Origin of the sequence: Moraxella sp. E33BD, from assembly GCF_041807865.1 — a bacterium.
Taxonomy (GTDB): Bacteria; Pseudomonadota; Gammaproteobacteria; order Pseudomonadales; family Moraxellaceae; genus Moraxella; species Moraxella haemolytica.
In genome coordinates this window covers 1-18,523 of record NZ_JBGTZD010000015.1, presented here as the reverse complement: position 1 = coordinate 18,523, position 18,523 = coordinate 1, and the positions used below count along the sequence as shown (strand labels likewise).

Annotated in this window: 15 protein-coding genes, 3 tRNA genes and 1 pseudogene; 4 read left to right on the top strand and 15 right to left on the bottom strand. The window is 42.6% G+C overall.

Going from position 1 to position 18,523, the window contains the following annotated elements; translation table 11 throughout:
• Positions 1-69 precede the first annotated feature (69 nt).
• The 5 genes from ACERC6_RS09260 to ACERC6_RS09240 form a co-directional block, all read right to left on the bottom strand.
• A complete protein-coding gene (locus tag ACERC6_RS09260) occupies positions 70-1,326 on the bottom strand; it encodes a porin (RefSeq protein ID WP_373628819.1) in 1,257 nt (418 codons plus the stop codon).
• A 19-nt stretch (positions 1,327-1,345) separates the two neighbouring features.
• On the bottom strand, positions 1,346-2,461 hold the full coding sequence (locus tag ACERC6_RS09255; protein WP_373628818.1) for a hypothetical protein: 1,116 nt from the start codon (positions 2,459-2,461) through the stop codon (positions 1,346-1,348).
• A gap of 519 nt (positions 2,462-2,980) precedes the next feature.
• On the bottom strand, positions 2,981-3,988 hold the full coding sequence (locus tag ACERC6_RS09250) for a calcium/sodium antiporter (RefSeq protein WP_373628817.1): 1,008 nt from the start codon (positions 3,986-3,988) through the stop codon (positions 2,981-2,983).
• Between the two features lie 52 nt (positions 3,989-4,040).
• Complete coding sequence (pth, locus tag ACERC6_RS09245; protein ID WP_373628816.1) at positions 4,041-4,619, bottom strand: aminoacyl-tRNA hydrolase; 579 nt, start codon at positions 4,617-4,619, stop codon at positions 4,041-4,043.
• Positions 4,620-4,735: 116 nt separating this feature from the next.
• Positions 4,736-5,371, bottom strand: a complete 636-nt coding sequence (locus tag ACERC6_RS09240) for a 50S ribosomal protein L25/general stress protein Ctc (protein WP_373628827.1) — start codon at positions 5,369-5,371, stop codon at positions 4,736-4,738.
• Between the two features lie 396 nt (positions 5,372-5,767).
• Between ACERC6_RS09240 and putP the strand changes: the two genes are divergently transcribed.
• Positions 5,768-7,264 (top strand): sodium/proline symporter PutP, encoded by a 1,497-nt coding sequence (gene putP, locus ACERC6_RS09235; protein ID WP_284673423.1) that lies wholly within the window; start codon positions 5,768-5,770, stop codon positions 7,262-7,264.
• Positions 7,265-7,428: 164 nt separating this feature from the next.
• Here putP and ACERC6_RS09230 read toward each other — a convergent pair whose 3' ends face one another.
• The 6 genes from ACERC6_RS09230 to ACERC6_RS09205 all read right to left on the bottom strand — a co-directional run bounded on the left by ACERC6_RS09230 (position 7,429) and on the right by ACERC6_RS09205 (position 12,377).
• Positions 7,429-8,382 carry a ribose-phosphate pyrophosphokinase gene (locus tag ACERC6_RS09230; RefSeq protein ID WP_284673422.1) on the bottom strand — a complete coding sequence of 318 codons (954 nt, stop codon included), beginning with the start codon at positions 8,380-8,382 and terminating at the stop codon, positions 7,429-7,431.
• A 187-nt stretch (positions 8,383-8,569) separates the two neighbouring features.
• A tRNA-Gln gene (locus ACERC6_RS09225) sits at positions 8,570-8,645 on the bottom strand.
• Between the two features lie 30 nt (positions 8,646-8,675).
• Positions 8,676-8,751, bottom strand: a tRNA-Gln gene (locus ACERC6_RS09220).
• 120 nt (positions 8,752-8,871) lie between these two features.
• Entirely contained in the window at positions 8,872-9,753 is an 882-nt protein-coding gene (gene ispE, locus ACERC6_RS09215) for a 4-(cytidine 5'-diphospho)-2-C-methyl-D-erythritol kinase (RefSeq protein WP_373628815.1), read from the bottom strand.
• Position 9,754: 1 nt separating this feature from the next.
• Entirely contained in the window at positions 9,755-10,342 is a 588-nt protein-coding gene (locus ACERC6_RS09210) for a lipoprotein insertase outer membrane protein LolB (RefSeq protein WP_373628814.1), read from the bottom strand.
• Positions 10,343-10,415: 73 nt separating this feature from the next.
• On the bottom strand, positions 10,416-12,377 hold the full coding sequence (locus tag ACERC6_RS09205; RefSeq protein WP_373628813.1) for a tetratricopeptide repeat protein: 1,962 nt from the start codon (positions 12,375-12,377) through the stop codon (positions 10,416-10,418).
• Between the two features lie 228 nt (positions 12,378-12,605).
• On the opposite strand from ACERC6_RS09205, the gene hemA reads away from it, so the two are divergent.
• From hemA to ACERC6_RS09190, 3 genes are all read left to right on the top strand, one after another.
• Positions 12,606-13,937, top strand: a complete 1,332-nt coding sequence (gene hemA, locus ACERC6_RS09200) for a glutamyl-tRNA reductase (protein ID WP_284673418.1) — start codon at positions 12,606-12,608, stop codon at positions 13,935-13,937.
• Positions 13,938-14,068: 131 nt separating this feature from the next.
• Positions 14,069-15,196 (top strand): aminotransferase class V-fold PLP-dependent enzyme, encoded by a 1,128-nt coding sequence (locus ACERC6_RS09195; protein WP_373628812.1) that lies wholly within the window; start codon positions 14,069-14,071, stop codon positions 15,194-15,196.
• Positions 15,197-15,638: 442 nt separating this feature from the next.
• Positions 15,639-16,049, top strand: coding sequence for a type II toxin-antitoxin system HicB family antitoxin (locus ACERC6_RS09190; protein WP_373628811.1), 411 nt, complete (start codon positions 15,639-15,641; stop codon positions 16,047-16,049).
• 626 nt (positions 16,050-16,675) lie between these two features.
• On the opposite strand, the pseudogene ACERC6_RS09185 reads toward ACERC6_RS09190, so the two are convergent.
• The 4 genes and pseudogenes from ACERC6_RS09185 to ACERC6_RS09170 all read right to left on the bottom strand — a co-directional run.
• Positions 16,676-16,894, bottom strand: a pseudogene (locus ACERC6_RS09185) (hypothetical protein); the annotation flags it as partial.
• A 26-nt stretch (positions 16,895-16,920) separates the two neighbouring features.
• Complete coding sequence (locus ACERC6_RS09180; protein ID WP_373628810.1) at positions 16,921-17,325, bottom strand: Arm DNA-binding domain-containing protein; 405 nt, start codon at positions 17,323-17,325, stop codon at positions 16,921-16,923.
• A gap of 129 nt (positions 17,326-17,454) precedes the next feature.
• A tRNA-Ser gene (locus ACERC6_RS09175) sits at positions 17,455-17,545 on the bottom strand.
• A gap of 48 nt (positions 17,546-17,593) precedes the next feature.
• A complete protein-coding gene (locus ACERC6_RS09170; RefSeq protein ID WP_373628809.1) occupies positions 17,594-18,217 on the bottom strand; it encodes a DedA family protein in 624 nt (207 codons plus the stop codon).
• Positions 18,218-18,523: the final 306 nt, after the last annotated feature.

Sequence of the window (18,523 nt, the reverse complement as noted above, 5' to 3'; positions counted from 1 at the left end):
ATAAATAAGTTCCTTAAAATGATCATCAGACATATTGGATATGCCAGATGATCATGTCCTTTGCCTTGGTTAGAATGTGAAAACAAAACCTGCACGAACATTCTTATCAGAAAGCTTGCTGATGTCTTCTTTTGCTACTTTATAAGTAGTTTCTTCTACATCATAGCGAGTGTATAGACGCACATTTGGACGAATACGGTAGTCTAATTGAACATAGCCTTCTTTGGCTCTTGCTGTATCAAATAGGTGTATTTCATCGCCATCTACATAAGAATATCCAAGCTCAGTGGTTGAAAGAGGCTCAGCACCTTTTTTCAGATTAGTACTGGCTTTTTTGATGCCATAGCCACCGCTGACTTGGAAGACAGGGTTGATGTCATAAGCAATTTTTGCACCCAAATAATCAGTGGTTTTGGTGTCAAGAGTTGCTCTTGTATCTTTTGAATATTTTTCTTCTTTGCGACCAACATCGGCAGCAACCAAGAATTTGCCTGCTTGATACTCAATAGAACCAGCAATACCTTGAGTTTTGGCGGCATACTGATTAAGAGAATTGTGCACCCAACGATAATCGATGTTATCGAGAGTGGTATTAACGATTGCTGGGTTGGCTGTATTTTGGCTATAGCCCAGACCGAAGCGAACGCTTTGACCAGCATCAACAGGTAAACGATAGCTTAAAGAGGCACCATAGCCTGATTTGATGCCAGAGTTGTCATCTTTACGCACATCATTGATGCCGGTGAAGCTATAATAAGCACTGGTGTGCAATCCTTTTTGACCATAGTAGTCTAGGCGAAGTGCTGAACTGCTAAAAATATCCAGTGGAGTGTCAGTACCAGTGCGGTTGACATAGTTGGTGTGTAGATACTGACGACCCAGACTGATGGCACCGATGCTTTTTTTGTCTATTGACAGGCTTGAGTTAGATAGGTACATGTTGCGAGCATCGCTATAACCTAAGCCGATGTTGGCAGTTGCACGCCAGTCATTTGGTAGCTGTTGAGAAGCACGGAACTCAACATAAGACACACCGTGATTTTGTCCTAAGCGAGTTTTTCTATCTGTTGCATCTTTTTCGCTAGGTACTGAAATTGGGTTTGCATAAGGACGGGTGCCATTAGTAATCCAATCGGTGCCATCATCTTTTAAAATTTTGTGTTTGGCGTCTTTTTTGGTGGCTTGCATGTCAACCTGACCATTGATGTCTAGGCTAAGACCGTCTTTAGTGTATAGGTTGTAGACTGCCTGGCTGCTCATACTGATACCAACAACACTCACCATAAGAGCAAGTTTGGTTAAACGAAAAGTGGCTTGAGTATTCATATAAAAAATCCTTTAAAAATTAAAATGAAAAAGAAGCACCAAGAGAGGCGGATAATCTGTCGCGTCTGCTAAATTCGCCCTCTGTTACATAATTTTTGGTTCGAGTGTTTGAAATCTCACCATTTAGACTGATATTTTTGTAAAGTTGGTAATTAAGTTTGGCAAGATAGCGATCTTGTTTTACTTTCTCAAAGAAAGAAGATTCAACACTTCTTTGGGCAACTAATGTCTGAAGACTAACAGGCTTACTGTTGCTGTCTGTCTTATGAGCATAACTTAGTGTACCTGTTAGGCGTGGAGTGATCTCATAAGTTGCTTTTATACCATAAACTTCAGTCTTTAGTGTATCCCACCATGCACCGTTATAGGTGTTTTCTCTTTGACCGTAGTCTAAACCAAGTTTTAGGTTGTTATGTTGTAGATTGGCGCCCACAAGATAAGACTTGCCTTTGGCGACATCATCAACATAGCGAGGGTTCTTGTTCCCTTCGCTTCTGGTATAGCCTGCTGCAAGAGTTAGGTTTTTTCTGGCACCAAAATCAAATTGGTAATCTGCCGAAACACCATTGCTTTTGTGCAGACCGTATGCAGCAGGGTCATTCACATCGTTTGATGCAGAAAACATATGATAACCAGCTAGCGTCAAGTCAGGAATACCGGTATAGCGTACAAAGATATTTTTACCTCTATTTTGGATAATGTTGTCCACATCTGTTTGTTTAACGGGTAGGCGTGTCCAACCATCACCAACGGTAACACGACCAAGATCACCAGAAGAACCAAAGTCAAGTGATAAACCCCATAGAGCACCATAGTTAGTGCTGGAATTTTTGTTGTAGCTTAGGTATGTAGAACCATTTAGAGACAGTCCTTTGGTAAGCACTTGGTTGACATATAGTTCGATAGCTGCATCGTCTGTGCCTTCTGCTCTTAGGCGTCGGTCAGCGTCTTGACGGTCTTGGTCTGCCAGCACTTGTTCTAGTGTGCCTTCAGGACCATAAATAGCAGGGTCTGCCATGGTGTAGCGGAATTTATTAGAAGTGGTGCCGATTGTAGGACTGACATTACCACCGACATATAACTTTAAGCCATCTCTAACATTGGGTGTACTAACCCATAAACTATGAGCGGGCATTGCTAATGCTGCCAACATGGAAAGAGGTAAGAATTTGATGGTAGATTTAAACCTAGAGGGGGGGGTCATCTTAAGCATAAGAATGCAGTTCTCCTTAACAAATAAATCAATCTTGGCGGTGTCTATTTGATACTCAATAGGCATGGCAGAAGAAAGACTTTAAGACAATATTACCAATGGTATCAATTTTGCAATCAATTGATACAAGAATGTTTGGTTTGGCTAGGTTAGCATGACAAAATTCAAAAATCAAGCAATAAATTTAAATAATTGATAATAAAAATCTGTTTTTTTAATACTAAATAACATTGAGTAACTTTACTGTAGGTAATGGCGAAGTTTTACCCATTTTTGTTGATGGTGGTGTTTTTTGATGAGCTGACACAAAATAAGCCAGATTTCTGGCGTGAAAAACTGGCTTTATTATGAGATGCTTGGGACTAATGGGTGCGCCATTCTTGCTAAAGAATTGGGGCGACTTTGCTTATAGTTTTTGATTGGATTGATGTGCAGATTAGACTAAGCGGTTGCACTAATGACAAGCCATACGCTATAACCAATAAAACAGGTAATAAAGCCGATTCCAACACCACGACCGATTTTGCCATTGCCTTTTAGAGCAAGGACGCTTAGTAAAAATAAAGCGATTGTCAATGCGGACATGACCAAAATATCACGGTTTAGAATCTCGGCATTCACTGCCATCGGTTCAATGGCGGCAGCAATGCCCACGACCGCAAGGGTATTAAAGATGTTTGAGCCAAGTACATTACCGAATGCCAAATCAAATTCGTCACGGCGAGCAGCGATGACAGATGAGACAAGCTCAGGCAGGCTAGTGCCAATAGCGACAATGGTCAGTCCAATGATGAGATCTGATAAGCCCCAAAGTCTTGCCAACTCTACCGACCCCCAGACAACCAAGCGTGAGCTTGCAATCATCACAACCAAACCAATGATGAGTCCAATAAGTGATTTGCCGATGTGTATCTCGTCTGGACTTGGTAGCTCGTTATCTTCTTTTGGTTCTATCTCTTTATGGGTGGTTGGTAATGAGTTTTCTGTGATGGCTTTGGTATGCGTTTTGGTGAGATGGATTTGGGTGGCGATATTGGCGAGCAGTACCATCAGTAAGATGATGGCGTCTAGCCTGCCAAGATGTCCATCTATCATGAGTATGACGGTCAGCGCGGTTACGCCGATGAGCCAAGGAAAGTCAGCTTTTAAGGCGTCTTTTTGAATGACGATGGGGGCGATGAGTGCGGTTATGCCAAGTACAAGGGTGATGTTGACGATATTTGAACCGTAGGCATTGCCCAAAGCAATACCAGGACTGCCTGCCAGTGCCGACAATGCCGATACGACCATCTCAGGGGCTGATGTACCCACACCGATGATAAGAGTACCAATGAGTATTTTGGGTACATGGTATTTGGTGGCAATACCAACAGCACCGTCAATAAACGCATCAGCACTAAATATGAGTAATACCAAACCAACAGCAACCGCTGATAAAAAGAGCAACATAAAGATTCCGATAATTAATAAAAATATCAACCAATGATACAGCAGGCAAAAACTAGCCAAGTTTAAATCCGTTGATGGTGTTTCTGGCTTTATCTAGCTCACCTGACATAATCAAAGCTAAGTTTGACATGACGCAGTCAAGTGCTTTATCAATGGCGATAAAATCATCAGCACTTGGCTTGGATAGTACCCAGCCACTGACTTTACTGGCATGACCTGGGTGTCCGATACCAATGCGTAGGCGGTGGCAATCAGTGCCGATGTGTGGCACGATATCTTTTAGACCGTTGTGCCCACCATGACCACCGCCAGTCTTTAGGCGAATCGCACCTGCTTGAATATCAAGCTCGTCATGAGCGATGAGAATCTCGCTAGCATGAATGTTATAAAATTTTGCCAAAGTTGCGACCGCAAGACCTGAACGGTTCATGAAAGTACTTGGCTTTAGTAGGCGTATCTCTTGCCCAAAAATCATGCCACGACCGATATCTCCGTGGAATTTTTTGTCATGGCTTAGACTGATATTAAAAGCATCTGATATTCTATCCACAAGCCAAAAGCCTGTGTTGTGGCGGGTGTCTTTATATTCGTTGCCAGGATTTCCTAGCCCTACGATAAGTTTGATGGTCATAAGTTGGCTGTAAATAAAAAATAAGCGGTTATTATAGTCAATTTTTCTTAGAATATAAATCTATCTTCCATATAAAAAAACCAGCAATTGTTGCTGGTTTTTTAGAAAAATAATGATTATTCTTCAGAGATTGCCTCGTCAGCAACAGGTGCTTCTGTAGCTTCAGTTGTTTCTACAGTTGGTGCTTGCATACTGATGATGGTGTTTTCTAGTTCGCTGTCATCGTTAACGACTAGGGTTGCACCTTCTGGAAGTTTTACATCACCTAGGCGAATGTTGTCACCAACTTCTAGTGCTGCCACATCAACTTCGATGAATTCTGGTAGGTTGCGTGGTAGGCAAGCGATTTGAATGTCGGTTGCGATTTGGGTTAGTACGCCACCTGCTTTTTTGCCCACTGAAGTCTCTTCGTTGATAACACGCATAGGAACGCTAAAGTTCATTTCTTGACCACGAACGATGCGTTGGAAGTCAGCGTGTAGTGGGAAGCCTTTTGATGGATGGCGTTGTAGTGCTTTGATGATTACTTCTTGTTTAGCACCATCTAGATTGATGCTGATGATGCTTGAGAAGAATGCTTCTTCTGATAGTGCTTTTACCAATTCGTTGTTTTTTACACAGATAGAAACTGGCTCGCCTTCACCGCCATAGATGATGGCAGGAATAAGGTTTGTTTTACGCAGGCGGCGGCTCGCACCTTTACCCTGCTGTTCGTCAGAACGCACGATGGCGTTTAGAGTATAGCTCATGATGATTCCTTAATGGGAAATAGATGAATAAAATTGGACTTGCGACCAGTCCAGCCATTCTCAAAAGAGCCAATCATTTGGCAGGTCTTGAAAATTAGCAAGCTATTATACTAAAAAATTACTTCATTGGCAAAGAAAATTGTGCTTGATTGATATTTTGATGATAAAAAGTGCAATATTTTAATGATTACTTAGGATTATTGAGAAAATATCTCATTTAAAGTAATAACTTTGATGGTTTTTTGTTATATAATATGCTGGTTTGTTACAATGGCATTGTTGTCAAATTGTTCATCTGTTTGATTGTTAATCTCATAATGGCTGACAATGATGTGTAAAAACTGTTTTATTATTCATTAATTTATTTAATTCTTGCTTTATATATAAAAGGAGTGTGCCATGGCTCATGTGGCTACTGGTATGTGGATTTCATTGGCGGCTTATTTCATTTTGATGATAGCCATTGGAGTTTATGCCTATTTTAAACAAAGAAACGATGTTGAAGGCTATATGCTTGGCGGTCGTAACCTAAGTCCTGCTGTGGCGGCACTATCAGCAGGTGCTTCTGATATGTCAGGTTGGCTGTTGCTTGGTTTACCAGGATATATGTATGCGTCAGGTATTGTTAGTTTTTGGATTGCAGGTGGTTTGACCATCGGTGCATTTGTCAATTATCTGCTTGTTGCTCCACGCTTGCGTGTTTATACTGAGCTTGCGGACAATGCGATTACTCTACCTGATTTTTTTGCCAATCGTTTTGAGGATTCATCGCACGCACTGCGTCTAATGTCGGCATTGGTGGTAATTTTGTTCTTTACTGTCTATACAGCGGCGAGCTTGGTTGGTGGTGGCAAGCTGTTTGAGAACTCACTGGGTCTGTCGTATGAATTGGGTCTGTGGGTAACGGCAGGCGTGGTTGTGGCTTATACACTATTTGGTGGTTTCTTGGCAGTCTCTTTGACAGACTTTGTGCAAGGTGTCATCATGCTAATTGCCATGTTGCTTGTGCCTTTTGTGGCATTTAATGAAGTGGGTGGTATCTCAAACAGCGTCAGCGTGGCACAATCAATAAACCCTGAGCTTTTTAATATCATGAGTGGTGTTACGGTTATGGGTGCGATTTCGTTAGCGGCTTGGGGTTTGGGCTATTTTGGTCAGCCACACATCATTGTGCGTTTTATGGCACTTCGCTCACATAAAGATGTGCCTGTGGCATGCACCATTGGCATGGGTTGGATGATTCTAAGCCTGATGGGGGCGTTGATGGTTGGTTTGTCTGGCATGGTATATGTTCACAATAAAGGCATGCAGTTGGACGACGCAGAGACTATTTTCCTTGTGTTCTCACAAATCTTATTTCACCCCCTTATTTCAGGCTTTCTGATGGCAGCGATTTTGGCCGCTATTATGAGTACTATCTCAAGTCAGTTGCTTGTGGTATCTAGCTCTTTGACTCGTGATGTGTATAAGCTATTCTTAAATAAAGAAGCATCAGAAGCCAACCAAGTGATGATTGGTCGTCTGTCAGTCGTCATCGTGGCATTGGTGGCTATTTTCATTGCAGGTGATAAGAACAGCTCGGTGCTTGAGTTGGTATCACACGCTTGGGCGGGCTTTGGTGCGGCATTTGGTCCGTTGGTGTTGTTTAGCTTGATGTGGAAACGCATGAACCGTCATGGTGCATTGGCAGGCATGATAGTCGGTGCTTTGACCGTGATTGTATGGGTGTATGGTGGCTTTGAGATTGGTGGTAAGCCTGCCAATGATGCCATCTACTCTATCATGCCAGGCTTTGTGTTTAGTGCGATTGCGACTGTGGTAGTTAGTCTGATGACTGCTCCACCAAAAGCTGAAATCACTTCTCGTTTTGAGCAAATGCAAAGAATGCTAAAATAATCTAAGCAAGCCGTTAAAAAATACCGCAGTTGTCATTGCGGTATTTTTTATGGTCGCTAGATTCATGCTAGGTCAGTTAGAAGCTGATGTGTGCGAAACAATCATCAAAACAAGAGACTAAAAAACCCATCATCAGATGGGTTTTTGATAGAAAGTCTGATGGATTAAGCGTTGTAATCAAACAATGCACTGATAGACTCTTCGTTATTGATACGGCGTAGACTTTCAGCCAGTAACGAGGCGATACTGACTTGACGAATTTTTGAACAGGCTTTGGCTGACTCTGACAGAGGAATGGTGTCGGTAACAACAATCTCATCAAGAGCAGAGTTGCTAATATTATCAATCGCTTTGCCTGATAGTACAGGGTGGGTGATGTAGCCAACCACACGGCGAGCACCATTGTCTTTTAGGGCTTGGGCTGCTTTGCACAGTGTGCCTGCGGTATCAACGATGTCATCAATAATGACACAATCACGACCACTGACATCGCCGATGATGTGCATGACTTGGGATTCGTTGGCACGAGCACGGCGTTTGTCAATAATAGCAAGGTCGGCATCGCCTAGCAGTTTTGCCATAGCACGAGCACGCACCACACCACCTACATCAGGTGAGACAACCATTAGGTTGTCGTAGTTTTGTTGTTTTAGGTCGCTTAATAGAACAGGAGTGCCGTACAGATTATCAACAGGAATGTCAAAGAAGCCTTGGATTTGGTCGGCGTGCAAATCAACAACCATCACACGGTCAATGCCAGAGATGGATAGCATATCCGCCACAACCTTAGCAGAAATTGGCACACGAGCTGAACGAGGTCGGCGGTCTTGGCGTGCATAACCAAAATAAGGAATCACGGCAGTGATACGACCTGCACTAGAACGGCGAAGGGCATCGGCAAGCAAAACCACTTCCATCAGGTTGTCATTGGTTGGGACGCAGGTCGGCTGTAGAATAAAAACATCTTTGCCACGAACATTTTCCTTGATTTCGATGGCGATTTCTCCATCAGAAAAGCGAGTAATGTCCGCTTTGTTCAAAGGGATATGTAGGTGGTCAGCGACAGTCTGGGCAAGCTGTGGGTTGGCATTACCTGTAAAGATGGCCATATATGACATATGATAATCCTGTAAAAGGCTAAAAGAATGATTGCTGTCTATTTTAGCATTTTTTACGGTAATTTTGCAGAGTTTTGCTAAATTTTTCTTGTAACAATGAAAGGTTTTTTTGGTGTGATTATTGAGATGATAAACAAAAAAGCCAACTCCGAAGAATTGGCTTTATTGCTCAAGCTAGGCCTGAATATGGCAGAGGTAGCTGGACTCGAACCAACGAATGTCAGGATCAAAACCTGATGCCTTACCAACTTGGCGATACCCCTAGAAAAAGTTTTTTAAAAACTTGTAAAAAATGGCAGAGGCGGCTGGACTCGAACCAACGAATGTCAGGATCAAAACCTGATGCCTTACCAACTTGGCGACGCCCCTATATAGGCGGATAATTATACCGAATAATTTATATTATGCAAGTGTTTTTTTAAAAAAATTTAAATTTTTTTAAAAGTTTTTTAGGTTTGTGGTCTTGTTGGCTTTTTTATGTGTTTTGGTTTAGTAGCCGTACAAACTTTGGCAAATGATGGCACGACAAGGGGCGTTGCTGACTAAGTGTTGTGCTTGTGATTGCAACTGCTTGGATAAGGGTAAAAATACCGCACTGCCCGTGCCTGTCATGCGGGCACAAAATTTGTCATCATCTGTATCTTTGATGGCGTGCAGATAGTCCATCGCCTGTTTGATGGTTTGGCTGTGATTGATGGCGATGGATTCAAAGCAGTTATAAAAACCGTCAGACAGTCGTCCATCAAATTGTTCGTATCGGCGTTGTAGGTCGTCCATGATTGGCGTATCTTTGATGAGGTGAGGGTGTCTAAAAAAATGTGCCGTTGCTAGGTGTATGTTAGGCATGAGCAATAGGTATTGACGAGTCGGTAAGCTAATCGGCGAAAGTAGTTCGCCAATGCCTGTGGCGATGGCATCTGTCCGATGAAAATGAGCAAAAATAAAAAATGGCACATCAGCACCAAGCGTAGCAGCGATATCAATGAGGGTTTGGCAGTCAAGATTGAGTTGCCAAAGTTGGTTGATGGCGATGAGCGTGGTTGCACAGTTTGATGAACCACCGCCAAGACCTGCCCCTGTGGGGATATGCTTGCTGAGTGTGATGTGTACGGCTTTGGCGTGGCTTGGGTAGGATTGTGCCAATGTGTGTACTGCCTTGACTATGAGATTGTCATCAAGGCGTTCTGTCAGATGCTCGCCACCAATGAGCTGAACAAGTTTGTCATCATCGTGTAGCCGAAAGGTCAGCTCATCGCCAAAATCTAGCGTGCGAAACACGCTTTGTAGATTGTGATAGCCGTCTGCTCTTTGACCTGTGATGTGTAAAAAAAGGTTAATCTTGGCAGGGGAGAATAGAGTTAATGTGGTCATGTCAGTTGCCATGAATGATACTCATGATGATGCGATGACCGTCTGTGTGCGTGATACGCAGACGATTTGGCAGATTGCCTTTGTATTCAAATGTTGCTATCCAGTCGCTATTGACTGCTTGAGCAAGCCGTCCCTTATCATCGTACTGATGATCGCTATCGCTTGGGGCGGTTTTGCCAACTATCCAATAGGGGAGCTGACTGATGGGGGCTTGCCAGCCTGTAACTTGAGTTAGCAGTTCTTCTGGCGAATCTGCATGAACGCTTCTTATGCGTTGGTTGTGCAATGTGGCGGTTTTGCCATCAAAGCTGATGGTGGTTGCACCAATGCCAAGTGCCCCTGTCAAATCAATGGCGAAACGCTCGCCTTCTTGTACCCATGCATAAAAGGCAGTGCCCGACTGGCTGTTGTCAGCCGAGATGGTAATCATACCAATTTTGCCAGTAATATTAAACTGTATGGGGGCGTTGATGGTGGCTGTGGTTGTTGGTGTGTTTTTTGGTAATGTTTGACAGCCTGCCATCACAGTCAGAAGGCATGATGCCATAACCATTTGGGCTGTCTTTAGTGTTGTTTTTGTTAAGAGCATGAATATTCCTATAATCAGTCGGCAAATAATAGATAAAAGCTGATGGGCGTGTTTTGATGAATGAGTTTTAGGGTTAGTAGCTTTGTATGGCAGGTTCACTGGTTGGCGTACCAGACTCTTGATTGAAGCCGTATGTATTCTGTAGTTCGGCGAGTAGCTTTTGTACCATGTTGTCATCGCCAAGCCCCTGATAGGCTCTGAGTAGCAATATGCCTGCATTTAGGTCAAGTGAGACCTCATACGGTGCTTGCAGATGGTCAATGACGGCATGGTAGTTACCCTTAATTAAGGCGTTTTCACTTAATAAAATCAAGGCTTGTAACTGCAATTCTTTATCGTATAGTGGGTCATTGGCACGAATGTCTATAATCGCCTTGACGGTCGTGAGTGCTTGCTGGTCGTCAGGATTTTGTTTTAAGATGAGTTTGGCTTGTTCTAGTTGATAATTTGGATTAAAGCCATCGAGTTGCACCAACTTATCCATCGCCAAGCGTTTTTCTTCATCGCTAAGCTCATTTTCAAGTAGCTGATAACTGGCAAAAAGTAGGCGGTCGTCATCAGGATATTGACGATTGGCGGTGCTTAGTAGGTCTTTGGCGGTGTCGATATTGCCTTGCCTTAGGTAAATTTCTGCTTGTAGAATGTAGCTGTCGGCTGCGTACATCTGATACTCATCTCTTAAGCGTATCAAGGTTGATATGGCTGCATTGACATTGTTTTCAAGCAGATAAAAGCCAACCACTTTGGTGCGAGCATCTAGTACATTATCATCATTTTTGACTCGTTCGTAATGATGTCTGGCTTGTACAAAATCACCCAGTCGCTCATGACCGATGCCTAGATAATAGTGAGCTTGACTAGAAAAGATAGGATTTTTGACCAGTGGTATCAAAATCTCAATGGCATGACGATACTCGCCAATATCAAGACCAACCAAACCTGCCAACAGTATGACATCAGGGTTTTGGGTGTGTTTGTTGGCTTCAAGCAGTAACCGCCAAGCATTGCTTAGGTCGCCTTGATTGATGAGATGGCGGATCTCATATAGATATAGCGAGGTTTCTTGGGGTAGGGTGCGTCGCTTGGTGTGTAGGAATGACCATAGTTCGTCTAGGCGACCTGCGGTATTTAGAATATCAAGTTTTAGATTGATAAAAGCCAGATTGTTTGGTTCGCTTTTTAGGGATTCGTTGATATGTAGCAATGCAGCATCGTGTTCATTAAGACGCATTAACAGACCTGCACGCAAAGCCGCAACAGAGCTGTTGTTGCTTTGAATGTATTGTAATGCATCAAACAACTCTCTTTGGTCGGTAGGGTTGTTAGGAAAAATGCTGATAAAGATTTGAGATAAGTCTGTTCTGGGGTCGTATTGTAGTACTGCTGCAAGCATCTGTACCGCTTGGTTGTAGGCTTTGGCTTTTAGGGCAAGGTGCGTTACATAGAACCAAGCAGGAATGTGGTCAGGATTTTGGGATTGCCAAGCGGCGGCAAAGGCGAGCGACTCTTTAGGCTGTTCATATTCAATGGATAGACTTAAGGCACGCTCAAAAATGGCGGTGGCATTTTGTTTAAAAGACTCCACCTTGTAGATGGCAAGGGCTGTTGCCACATCACCACGATCAGCGGCAAACTCTGCTGTTAATAATGCCTGCAAATCAGGTACATTTAAATCGTTGGTTAAGCCATCGCTTAGTAAAATTTCTGAAAAACCATCATTGATAAGCGGATAATGACTGTCATCGCCATCGTCAATGAACTGCTCATCGCCGACATCAACATTCATCTCATCTAGGGCGTCGTCATTTGGCAGTGGTTGTTGTTCTTTGTTCTTTTTATAAAAAGGCAGTAGTACTTTTAGTAGGGGGTCAAATACCCCTGCTTGAGCAGGTCTGGCAACACAAACAACAAGACTTAGACAAATGACTATTGCTACCGTTTTTTGGCGAGTAATTTTTTTGCTAAAACGAGGTATAGGCAACCTAATGCCGCCGTGTTGGGTGGGGTAAGTAATTTGCCAAAATTTTTGCTTCATAACCACTTCATCATAGGCTGACTGCCTATCTATCTCTTGCACTTATTATAAAAGGATTTTGAATAAGTGCAAGAGATATGTCAAGCGTGAACGATATTTAAGTTTAAATTGATCAATTTTATGCTTTTGTGCTTAATTATAGGCAATCTTGTTACAAATTCTTAAAAAGCTGTTATAATAAATAATTTAGCCTCATTTTGATTGCCATCAATAACTTAAGTTAGCAAAATGAAATTAGCCGTCATCGGAGTCAATCATAAAACCGCCCCTGTGGCACTTCGTGAGAAGTTGTCGTTTGGGCGTGATTTGTCGCACGCCATTGCCGAATTACGAGCATTGACCGATGGTTCGGTGATTGTTTCTACCTGCAACCGCAGTGAAATCTATGTCAAATTACCCAGTGATGCCCTGTGTGCAGAGGTGATAGATGATGAAGATGCACCCATCAGTGAGGCGACCCAAAAAATCAAGGCTTGGTTGGCAGATTTTAAGGGTTTGCCACTTGAACACATCAGTCCGTTTTTATATGTTTATGAAAATAATAGAGCATTAAATCATTGGCTGAGGGTGGCAGCAGGGCTAGACTCGATGATCTTGGGCGAACCGCAGATTTTGGGGCAAATTAGACAGGCGGTCGCCTTATCTCGTGAGTATGGTGGCATGGGGCAGGGTTTTGATTGGCTAACCCAACAGGTCTTTGCTGCGGCACGAGCGGTGCGTCGTGATACAAAAGTGGGTGCACAGGCGGTTACGCTTGGTTTTGCTACCGCTAAGTTAGTAACGCAGGTTTTTGATCAGCCAAACCAATTAACCTTTATGCTGGTGGCGGCAGGCGAGATGAATCGTTTGGTGGCACACAATGTGGCATCTTTAGGCATGGCAAAAATTATTATTGCCAATCGTAGCCATGAGCGAGCCAAGAATCTAGCAGATGAGCTACATGAAATGGCACGGACGGCAGGCCGCACGGTAGAGATTCAGCTTGTATCCATCAATGAGATCGGTGAGTATCTACATCACGCTGATGTGATGAGTAGCTGTAGTGGTAGTATGGATACGCTCATCAGTCATGAGATGGTGAAGGTTGCCTTAAAAACTCGCCGTCATCGTCCAATGTTGATGGTGGATTTGGCAGTACCTCGTGATATTGAGCCAAAAGTGGGCAGTCTTGATGATGTCTATCTGTATTCTGTAGATGATTTGCAACATGTCATCGCAGGGAATTTGGAAGAGCGAAAACAAGCGGCAGTAGAGGCTGAGCTGATGGTCAGTCAGCTGGTGCTGGATATTGAACATCAGATGCAAGTGCAGGTGGCACGCACGCAAATCACCCATTATCGGCAGATTGCCCAATCACATAAAGACAGATTGCTAAAAATCGCCTTAGCTCGCCTAGATGATGGAGATGATGCTCATCAGGTGATGACGCAATTTGCCCACGCACTTACGCAGACACTGACACACGCCCCATCAAGACTAATCCGTGATACTGCTCAAAACAGTGACCCTGATGTGCTAGAGATGATAACAGATACCTTAAATCATGCCTATCGTGAGTGAGACTCTATCTTATTGGAAAATTTGGACTGGTCAATCTCAACCATTTGTAAAAACAAGTGGTTGATTTTTTTGATTAAGCTTGATACATTGATGAAGATTGGATTGTCCAAATTCTTGACAAGGAGAACAAGATGCCCGCTTTAAGAAATGATATTGACCCTGATGGATTGCTGGAGTATTCGGTAGTCTATACTGACCGAGCCTTAAATCATATGTCTAAGGAATTTCAGGGGGTTATGCGAGATTTGTCCGCAGAATTAAAATCGCTATACCAAGCTGATGCGGTCGCCATCGTGCCAGGTTCTGGGACTTCTGGCATGGAGGCGGTGGTGCGTGCCTTTGCTAAGGACAAAGAGGTCATGATTATCCGTAATGGCTGGTTTAGCTATCGTTGGACGCAGATTTTGGAGGCGACGGATGTAGCAAGGTCAAGCAAGGTGTTTTGTGCCAATCATGCAGAAGCAACACAGGCAGTATTTTTCCCTGCCAATATTGATGAGGTAACCGCCTTTGTTCGTGAGAACAGACCTCAGGTTGTGTTTGCACCGCATGTTGAGACGGCCTCTGGCATGATGCTGACCGATGCGTACATTAAGGCATTAGGTGAGGCGGTGCATGAGGTGGGTGGTATCTTGGTGATTGACTGCATTGCTTCTGGCTGTATTTGGCTTGACATGAAAGCACTTGGTATTGATGTGCTAATCAGTGCACCACAAAAAGGCTTATCTAGCACGCCCTGTGCCGGACTTGTGATGATGAATAAGCAAGCAAAAGAGATGGCACTAAATAGCACACCAAGCAGTTTCTCTCTTGATTTAAAGGCGTGGATTAATATCATAACAGCTTATGAAAATGGGGGTCATGCCTATCATGCCACCATGCCAACTGATGGACTTAAACAGTTAAGAGAGGCACTTTTTGAGGCGAAAGCGGTTGGTTATGATGTCCTAAAATCCGCTCAAATCAAATTGGGTAAGGATATCTTAAAAGTGCTCAATGATAAAGGTATTCACAGTGTTGCTCATCCTGAGTATCAAGCACGAGGTGTGGTCGTCTGCCATGCACCAAGTGAAGCGGTGCATAAAGGCGTGGCATTTGCCGAACAGGGTTTGCAGATTGCAGCAGGCACACCGCTACAGGTTGGTGAACCCGAGGGTTATCAGAGTTTTCGCATTGGGCTGTTTGGGCTTGATAAGCTGACGGACATCGAAGGAACTGTGGCACGATTTAAGGCAGCAGCAGATAAGGTGTTTGATTAACCAGTCATTCACTACTTAATCTAATCCTGCTTAGTCAATACAAGCTGTGCCTATACTTGCGAATTACCCTTTTTGATTCATCAAACATAAAACCCCTGTAGCTCTTATTCTACAGGGGTTTTTTGATACGGCTTGCTATTGATTGGTTTTACCGTAAAATGTAGTCTGGCAGAACATAGGCAGTCAAACTACATGGATTTAAGCCTTTATTTATAAGGCTTTTTAATTTTGTTGCTTATCATTTTACTGTCATTTTTACTGCTAACAGTCAAAGTAAGCAAAATTTTAGCATGAAATTTACTGGTTCTTATAATCAATCTGTGTTATTTTTTATCGCTCCAAATAGACTAAAAACAATATTCACCATTTCAAATGCAAAATGTTTACGCCCTGTCACTGTCGTAATTCCGCCTATTTTTACCCCCCCCAATGGAGAAAATCTATGTGCTATCCTGCTACTTTTACCGCTGATGATGGCACATTGCTCGTGCGTTTTCGTGATATTCCAGAAGCCATTAGCCAAGGCGATACTTTGGAAGAAGCTCTAGAGATGGCAAAAGATGCCTTAACCGTGGCAATGGAGTTTTATTTTGAAGACAACCGAGCTGTACCGATGCCAAGTCAAGTGCAAGATGGCGAGCATTTGGTTAGCTTACCGCCATCTGTTTGGGCAAAAGTATTGCTACTAAACGAAATGCTTGCCCAAAATGTCAGTCAAGCTGAACTTGCCAAAAGAATGGGTATTATTCCCCAAAAAGTAACTCGCCTTGTGGATTTGTCGCATACGACCAAAATTGATACTTTGGCACTGGCATTTGATAAATTAGGCAAACGCTTATCACTAGCTATTTAGAAAAACGGTCTTATGACCGTTTTTTATTCATACCGTTTTTATTTATATTATTGTAAACCTGCCTTTCGGCTTCTTTTAATAAATTACCAACCGTCTTTTTGCTAACAAACCGCTTTCTACTATTTACCATATCCACTTGATGGGGATATTCAAGTGGCGTTAAATATCGCTTGAATATCTTACGATAGCTCCTAAATTATGTGGTTGTTTTGTTTTGCTGTTCATTGATACGGTGTGCATAGTTTAGGGGGTGGATATACCATTATGGCAATACCGTAAGGGGTTGTGGTGTGAACTGTTACGGTGGTTTTGAACAATAAAAACCCCTTTTACTGCAGGGGCTGTAAATCGTAACGGTAAAAGTTTATTTTTGGTTTTAATGGCGTATGATTTTATCAATCCATAACGCATTTCTTGCGTTCTGTAAAAAGTATAGGCAAGGAATTTTATTTTCCTAGTGATGATGGTGAGGTAGCCGTCTATGTTATTTAGCAGGCGTGGTAGCTCAAAAATATCAACATGGGGGTGATTATCCCCTTTGATTTTGGGGTAGTCTGATTTTACGCTATTGGCTACATTTTGGCTGATGATGTCTTTTCTGATGACTTTTTTAAGAATTTGACTGACTAGGTCAATAGTTCGCCTTGTCGTCTCTCGTGGTGGCTTGCCGTCTTTTTGTGGTTCTCTATGTATTGGGCTAATTCTTTGATATGGCTTTTGGTAATTTCATCTAGGGTGAGATGTCTGATGATGGGATAAACATACTTTTGGATTTTGGCGGTGTTGTCTCTTAGGGTGCGTTTTTCTACTTCAGCTTTACGGTGGATTAGGTAGGTGGCAGTAAAATTTTTAAAAGTCTGCTTGTTAAAATCTACTTGGCTTTACCGTTTCGCTGTGTTTGTTTGTGATGAACTTTTGGGTGTATGTCTTTGGCTAGTAGCTCTTTGATTTCTAAAACTTTTTGGCGTGCGTCTGCGATTGAAACGGCTGGATAATGCCCAATGGCATAGGTATCTTTTTTACTGTTATAGGTAAATGCCAACCGCCATGTTTTTAATCCTTTGGGGCTAATGGCAAGGTGTAAACCATCTCCATCATACAGCTTGTAGGCTTTTTCTTTGGGTTTTGCCTTGCCCATTTCGGTAAAGTCAGCGGTCTTGTGGTTCTTGCCATAAAAATAAGCCTTTTTTGCGTGATTTTCACTGCTAAAAATAAAAACAGTAAAAAATAGGTTGGGTTTACTGTCAATTCTACTGTTAAAAACTTGTGCTTGCAAGCAAATCATTGCTATTTGTTGCTATCATTTGATACAATCCACAGGTATTAAAACCCCCTGTAGCTATTATTCTACAAGGGGTTTTTGATATGGCTTGCTATTGATTGGTTTTGCTGTAAAAATGTAGTCTGGCGGAGACGGAGGGATTCGAACCCTCGATACGCTATTAACGTATACACACTTTCCAGGCGTGCGCTTTCGACCACTCAGCCACGTCTCCAATTCATCTATTATAACAAATTTTTTCTCATTTGTCGTAAAAAATTCATCATTTATGATCAAAAAATACACTTCTGACTCGTCTGATGACGATAATAACAAAGGCGATGAGCAGAACAGAGACGACAGCTGTGCTGATGGGAGCGATGAACTCTTCAACCAATTCGTAATTTGCCCCGAGTGCGTAGCCTGCATAAGCCAAGATAGTACTCCAAATGGCAGAGCCAAATGTAGTCAGTATCAAAAATGGTAGTAATGGCATACGAGCCATGCCTGCGGGAATGGAAATCAGTGAGCGAATGGCAGGAATCATTCGTCCAAAAAAGATAACAGATTTGCCATACTTATCAAACCAAGCCTGTGCGTCAACGATGTCACTGGGCTTAAGAAGAAAGTATTTGCCGTATTTTTTGGTGAGTCGGTGTAATCTATGCTCATCAAGCATTGTACCAAAGTAGTATAAAGGCAATGCACCAAGTACCGAGCCTAGCGTGCCAGCCATGATGACAGCAATAATATTCATCTGCCCCATGGCGGCAGCAAATCCTGCGGCAGGCATGATAAGCTCACTGGGAATGGGCGGGAAAACATTTTCTAAAAACATCATGAGAGTAACACCAAATAGACCTAATTTGTCCATTATCTCAAGTACCCAATCACTGATGAACTGCATTATTTATCACCGATAATAATAAAAATCAACCACTTGAGTGATTGATTTTATTAAAAATATAAAAATATAGAAATTTGGTGGAGATGGCGACCACCGATTATTTTACATAAATCATTGATTTTTATAGATATTTTTAAAAATCATCTGATTTTGTGTGGGTTCTGTGTGTGGTTGCCACCAATCACTAAACTATATGCCTGCTATTATAGCAAGTAAAACGGAGATTGACAAATATTTCAAGCCTCATTCTTACTTACCTTGCCATCGCTGGCGAGTACAGGCAACGCAAACCGATGTGTCGCAGGC

What these genes read in the sequence shown, in the direction of transcription:
- ACERC6_RS09260 (WP_373628819.1), bottom strand. Translation starts at nt 1,326, where the DNA reads ATGAATACTCAAGCCACTTTTCGTTTAACCAAACTTGCTCTTATGGTG.
- ACERC6_RS09255 (WP_373628818.1), bottom strand. Translation starts at nt 2,461, where the DNA reads ATGCCCGCTCATAGTTTATGGGTTAGTACACCCAATGTTAGAGATGGC.
- ACERC6_RS09250 (WP_373628817.1), bottom strand. Translation starts at nt 3,988, where the DNA reads ATGTTGCTCTTTTTATCAGCGGTTGCTGTTGGTTTGGTATTACTCATA.
- pth (WP_373628816.1), bottom strand. Translation starts at nt 4,619, where the DNA reads ATGACCATCAAACTTATCGTAGGGCTAGGAAATCCTGGCAACGAATAT.
- putP (WP_284673423.1), top strand. Translation starts at nt 5,768, where the DNA reads ATGGCTCATGTGGCTACTGGTATGTGGATTTCATTGGCGGCTTATTTC.
- ACERC6_RS09230 (WP_284673422.1), bottom strand. Translation starts at nt 8,382, where the DNA reads ATGTCATATATGGCCATCTTTACAGGTAATGCCAACCCACAGCTTGCC.
- ispE (WP_373628815.1), bottom strand. Translation starts at nt 9,753, where the DNA reads ATGACCACATTAACTCTATTCTCCCCTGCCAAGATTAACCTTTTTTTA.
- ACERC6_RS09210 (WP_373628814.1), bottom strand. Translation starts at nt 10,342, where the DNA reads ATGCTCTTAACAAAAACAACACTAAAGACAGCCCAAATGGTTATGGCA.
- ACERC6_RS09205 (WP_373628813.1), bottom strand. Translation starts at nt 12,377, where the DNA reads ATGAAGCAAAAATTTTGGCAAATTACTTACCCCACCCAACACGGCGGC.
- hemA (WP_284673418.1), top strand. Translation starts at nt 12,606, where the DNA reads ATGAAATTAGCCGTCATCGGAGTCAATCATAAAACCGCCCCTGTGGCA.
- ACERC6_RS09195 (WP_373628812.1), top strand. Translation starts at nt 14,069, where the DNA reads ATGCCCGCTTTAAGAAATGATATTGACCCTGATGGATTGCTGGAGTAT.
- ACERC6_RS09190 (WP_373628811.1), top strand. Translation starts at nt 15,639, where the DNA reads ATGTGCTATCCTGCTACTTTTACCGCTGATGATGGCACATTGCTCGTG.
- ACERC6_RS09170 (WP_373628809.1), bottom strand. Translation starts at nt 18,217, where the DNA reads ATGCAGTTCATCAGTGATTGGGTACTTGAGATAATGGACAAATTAGGT.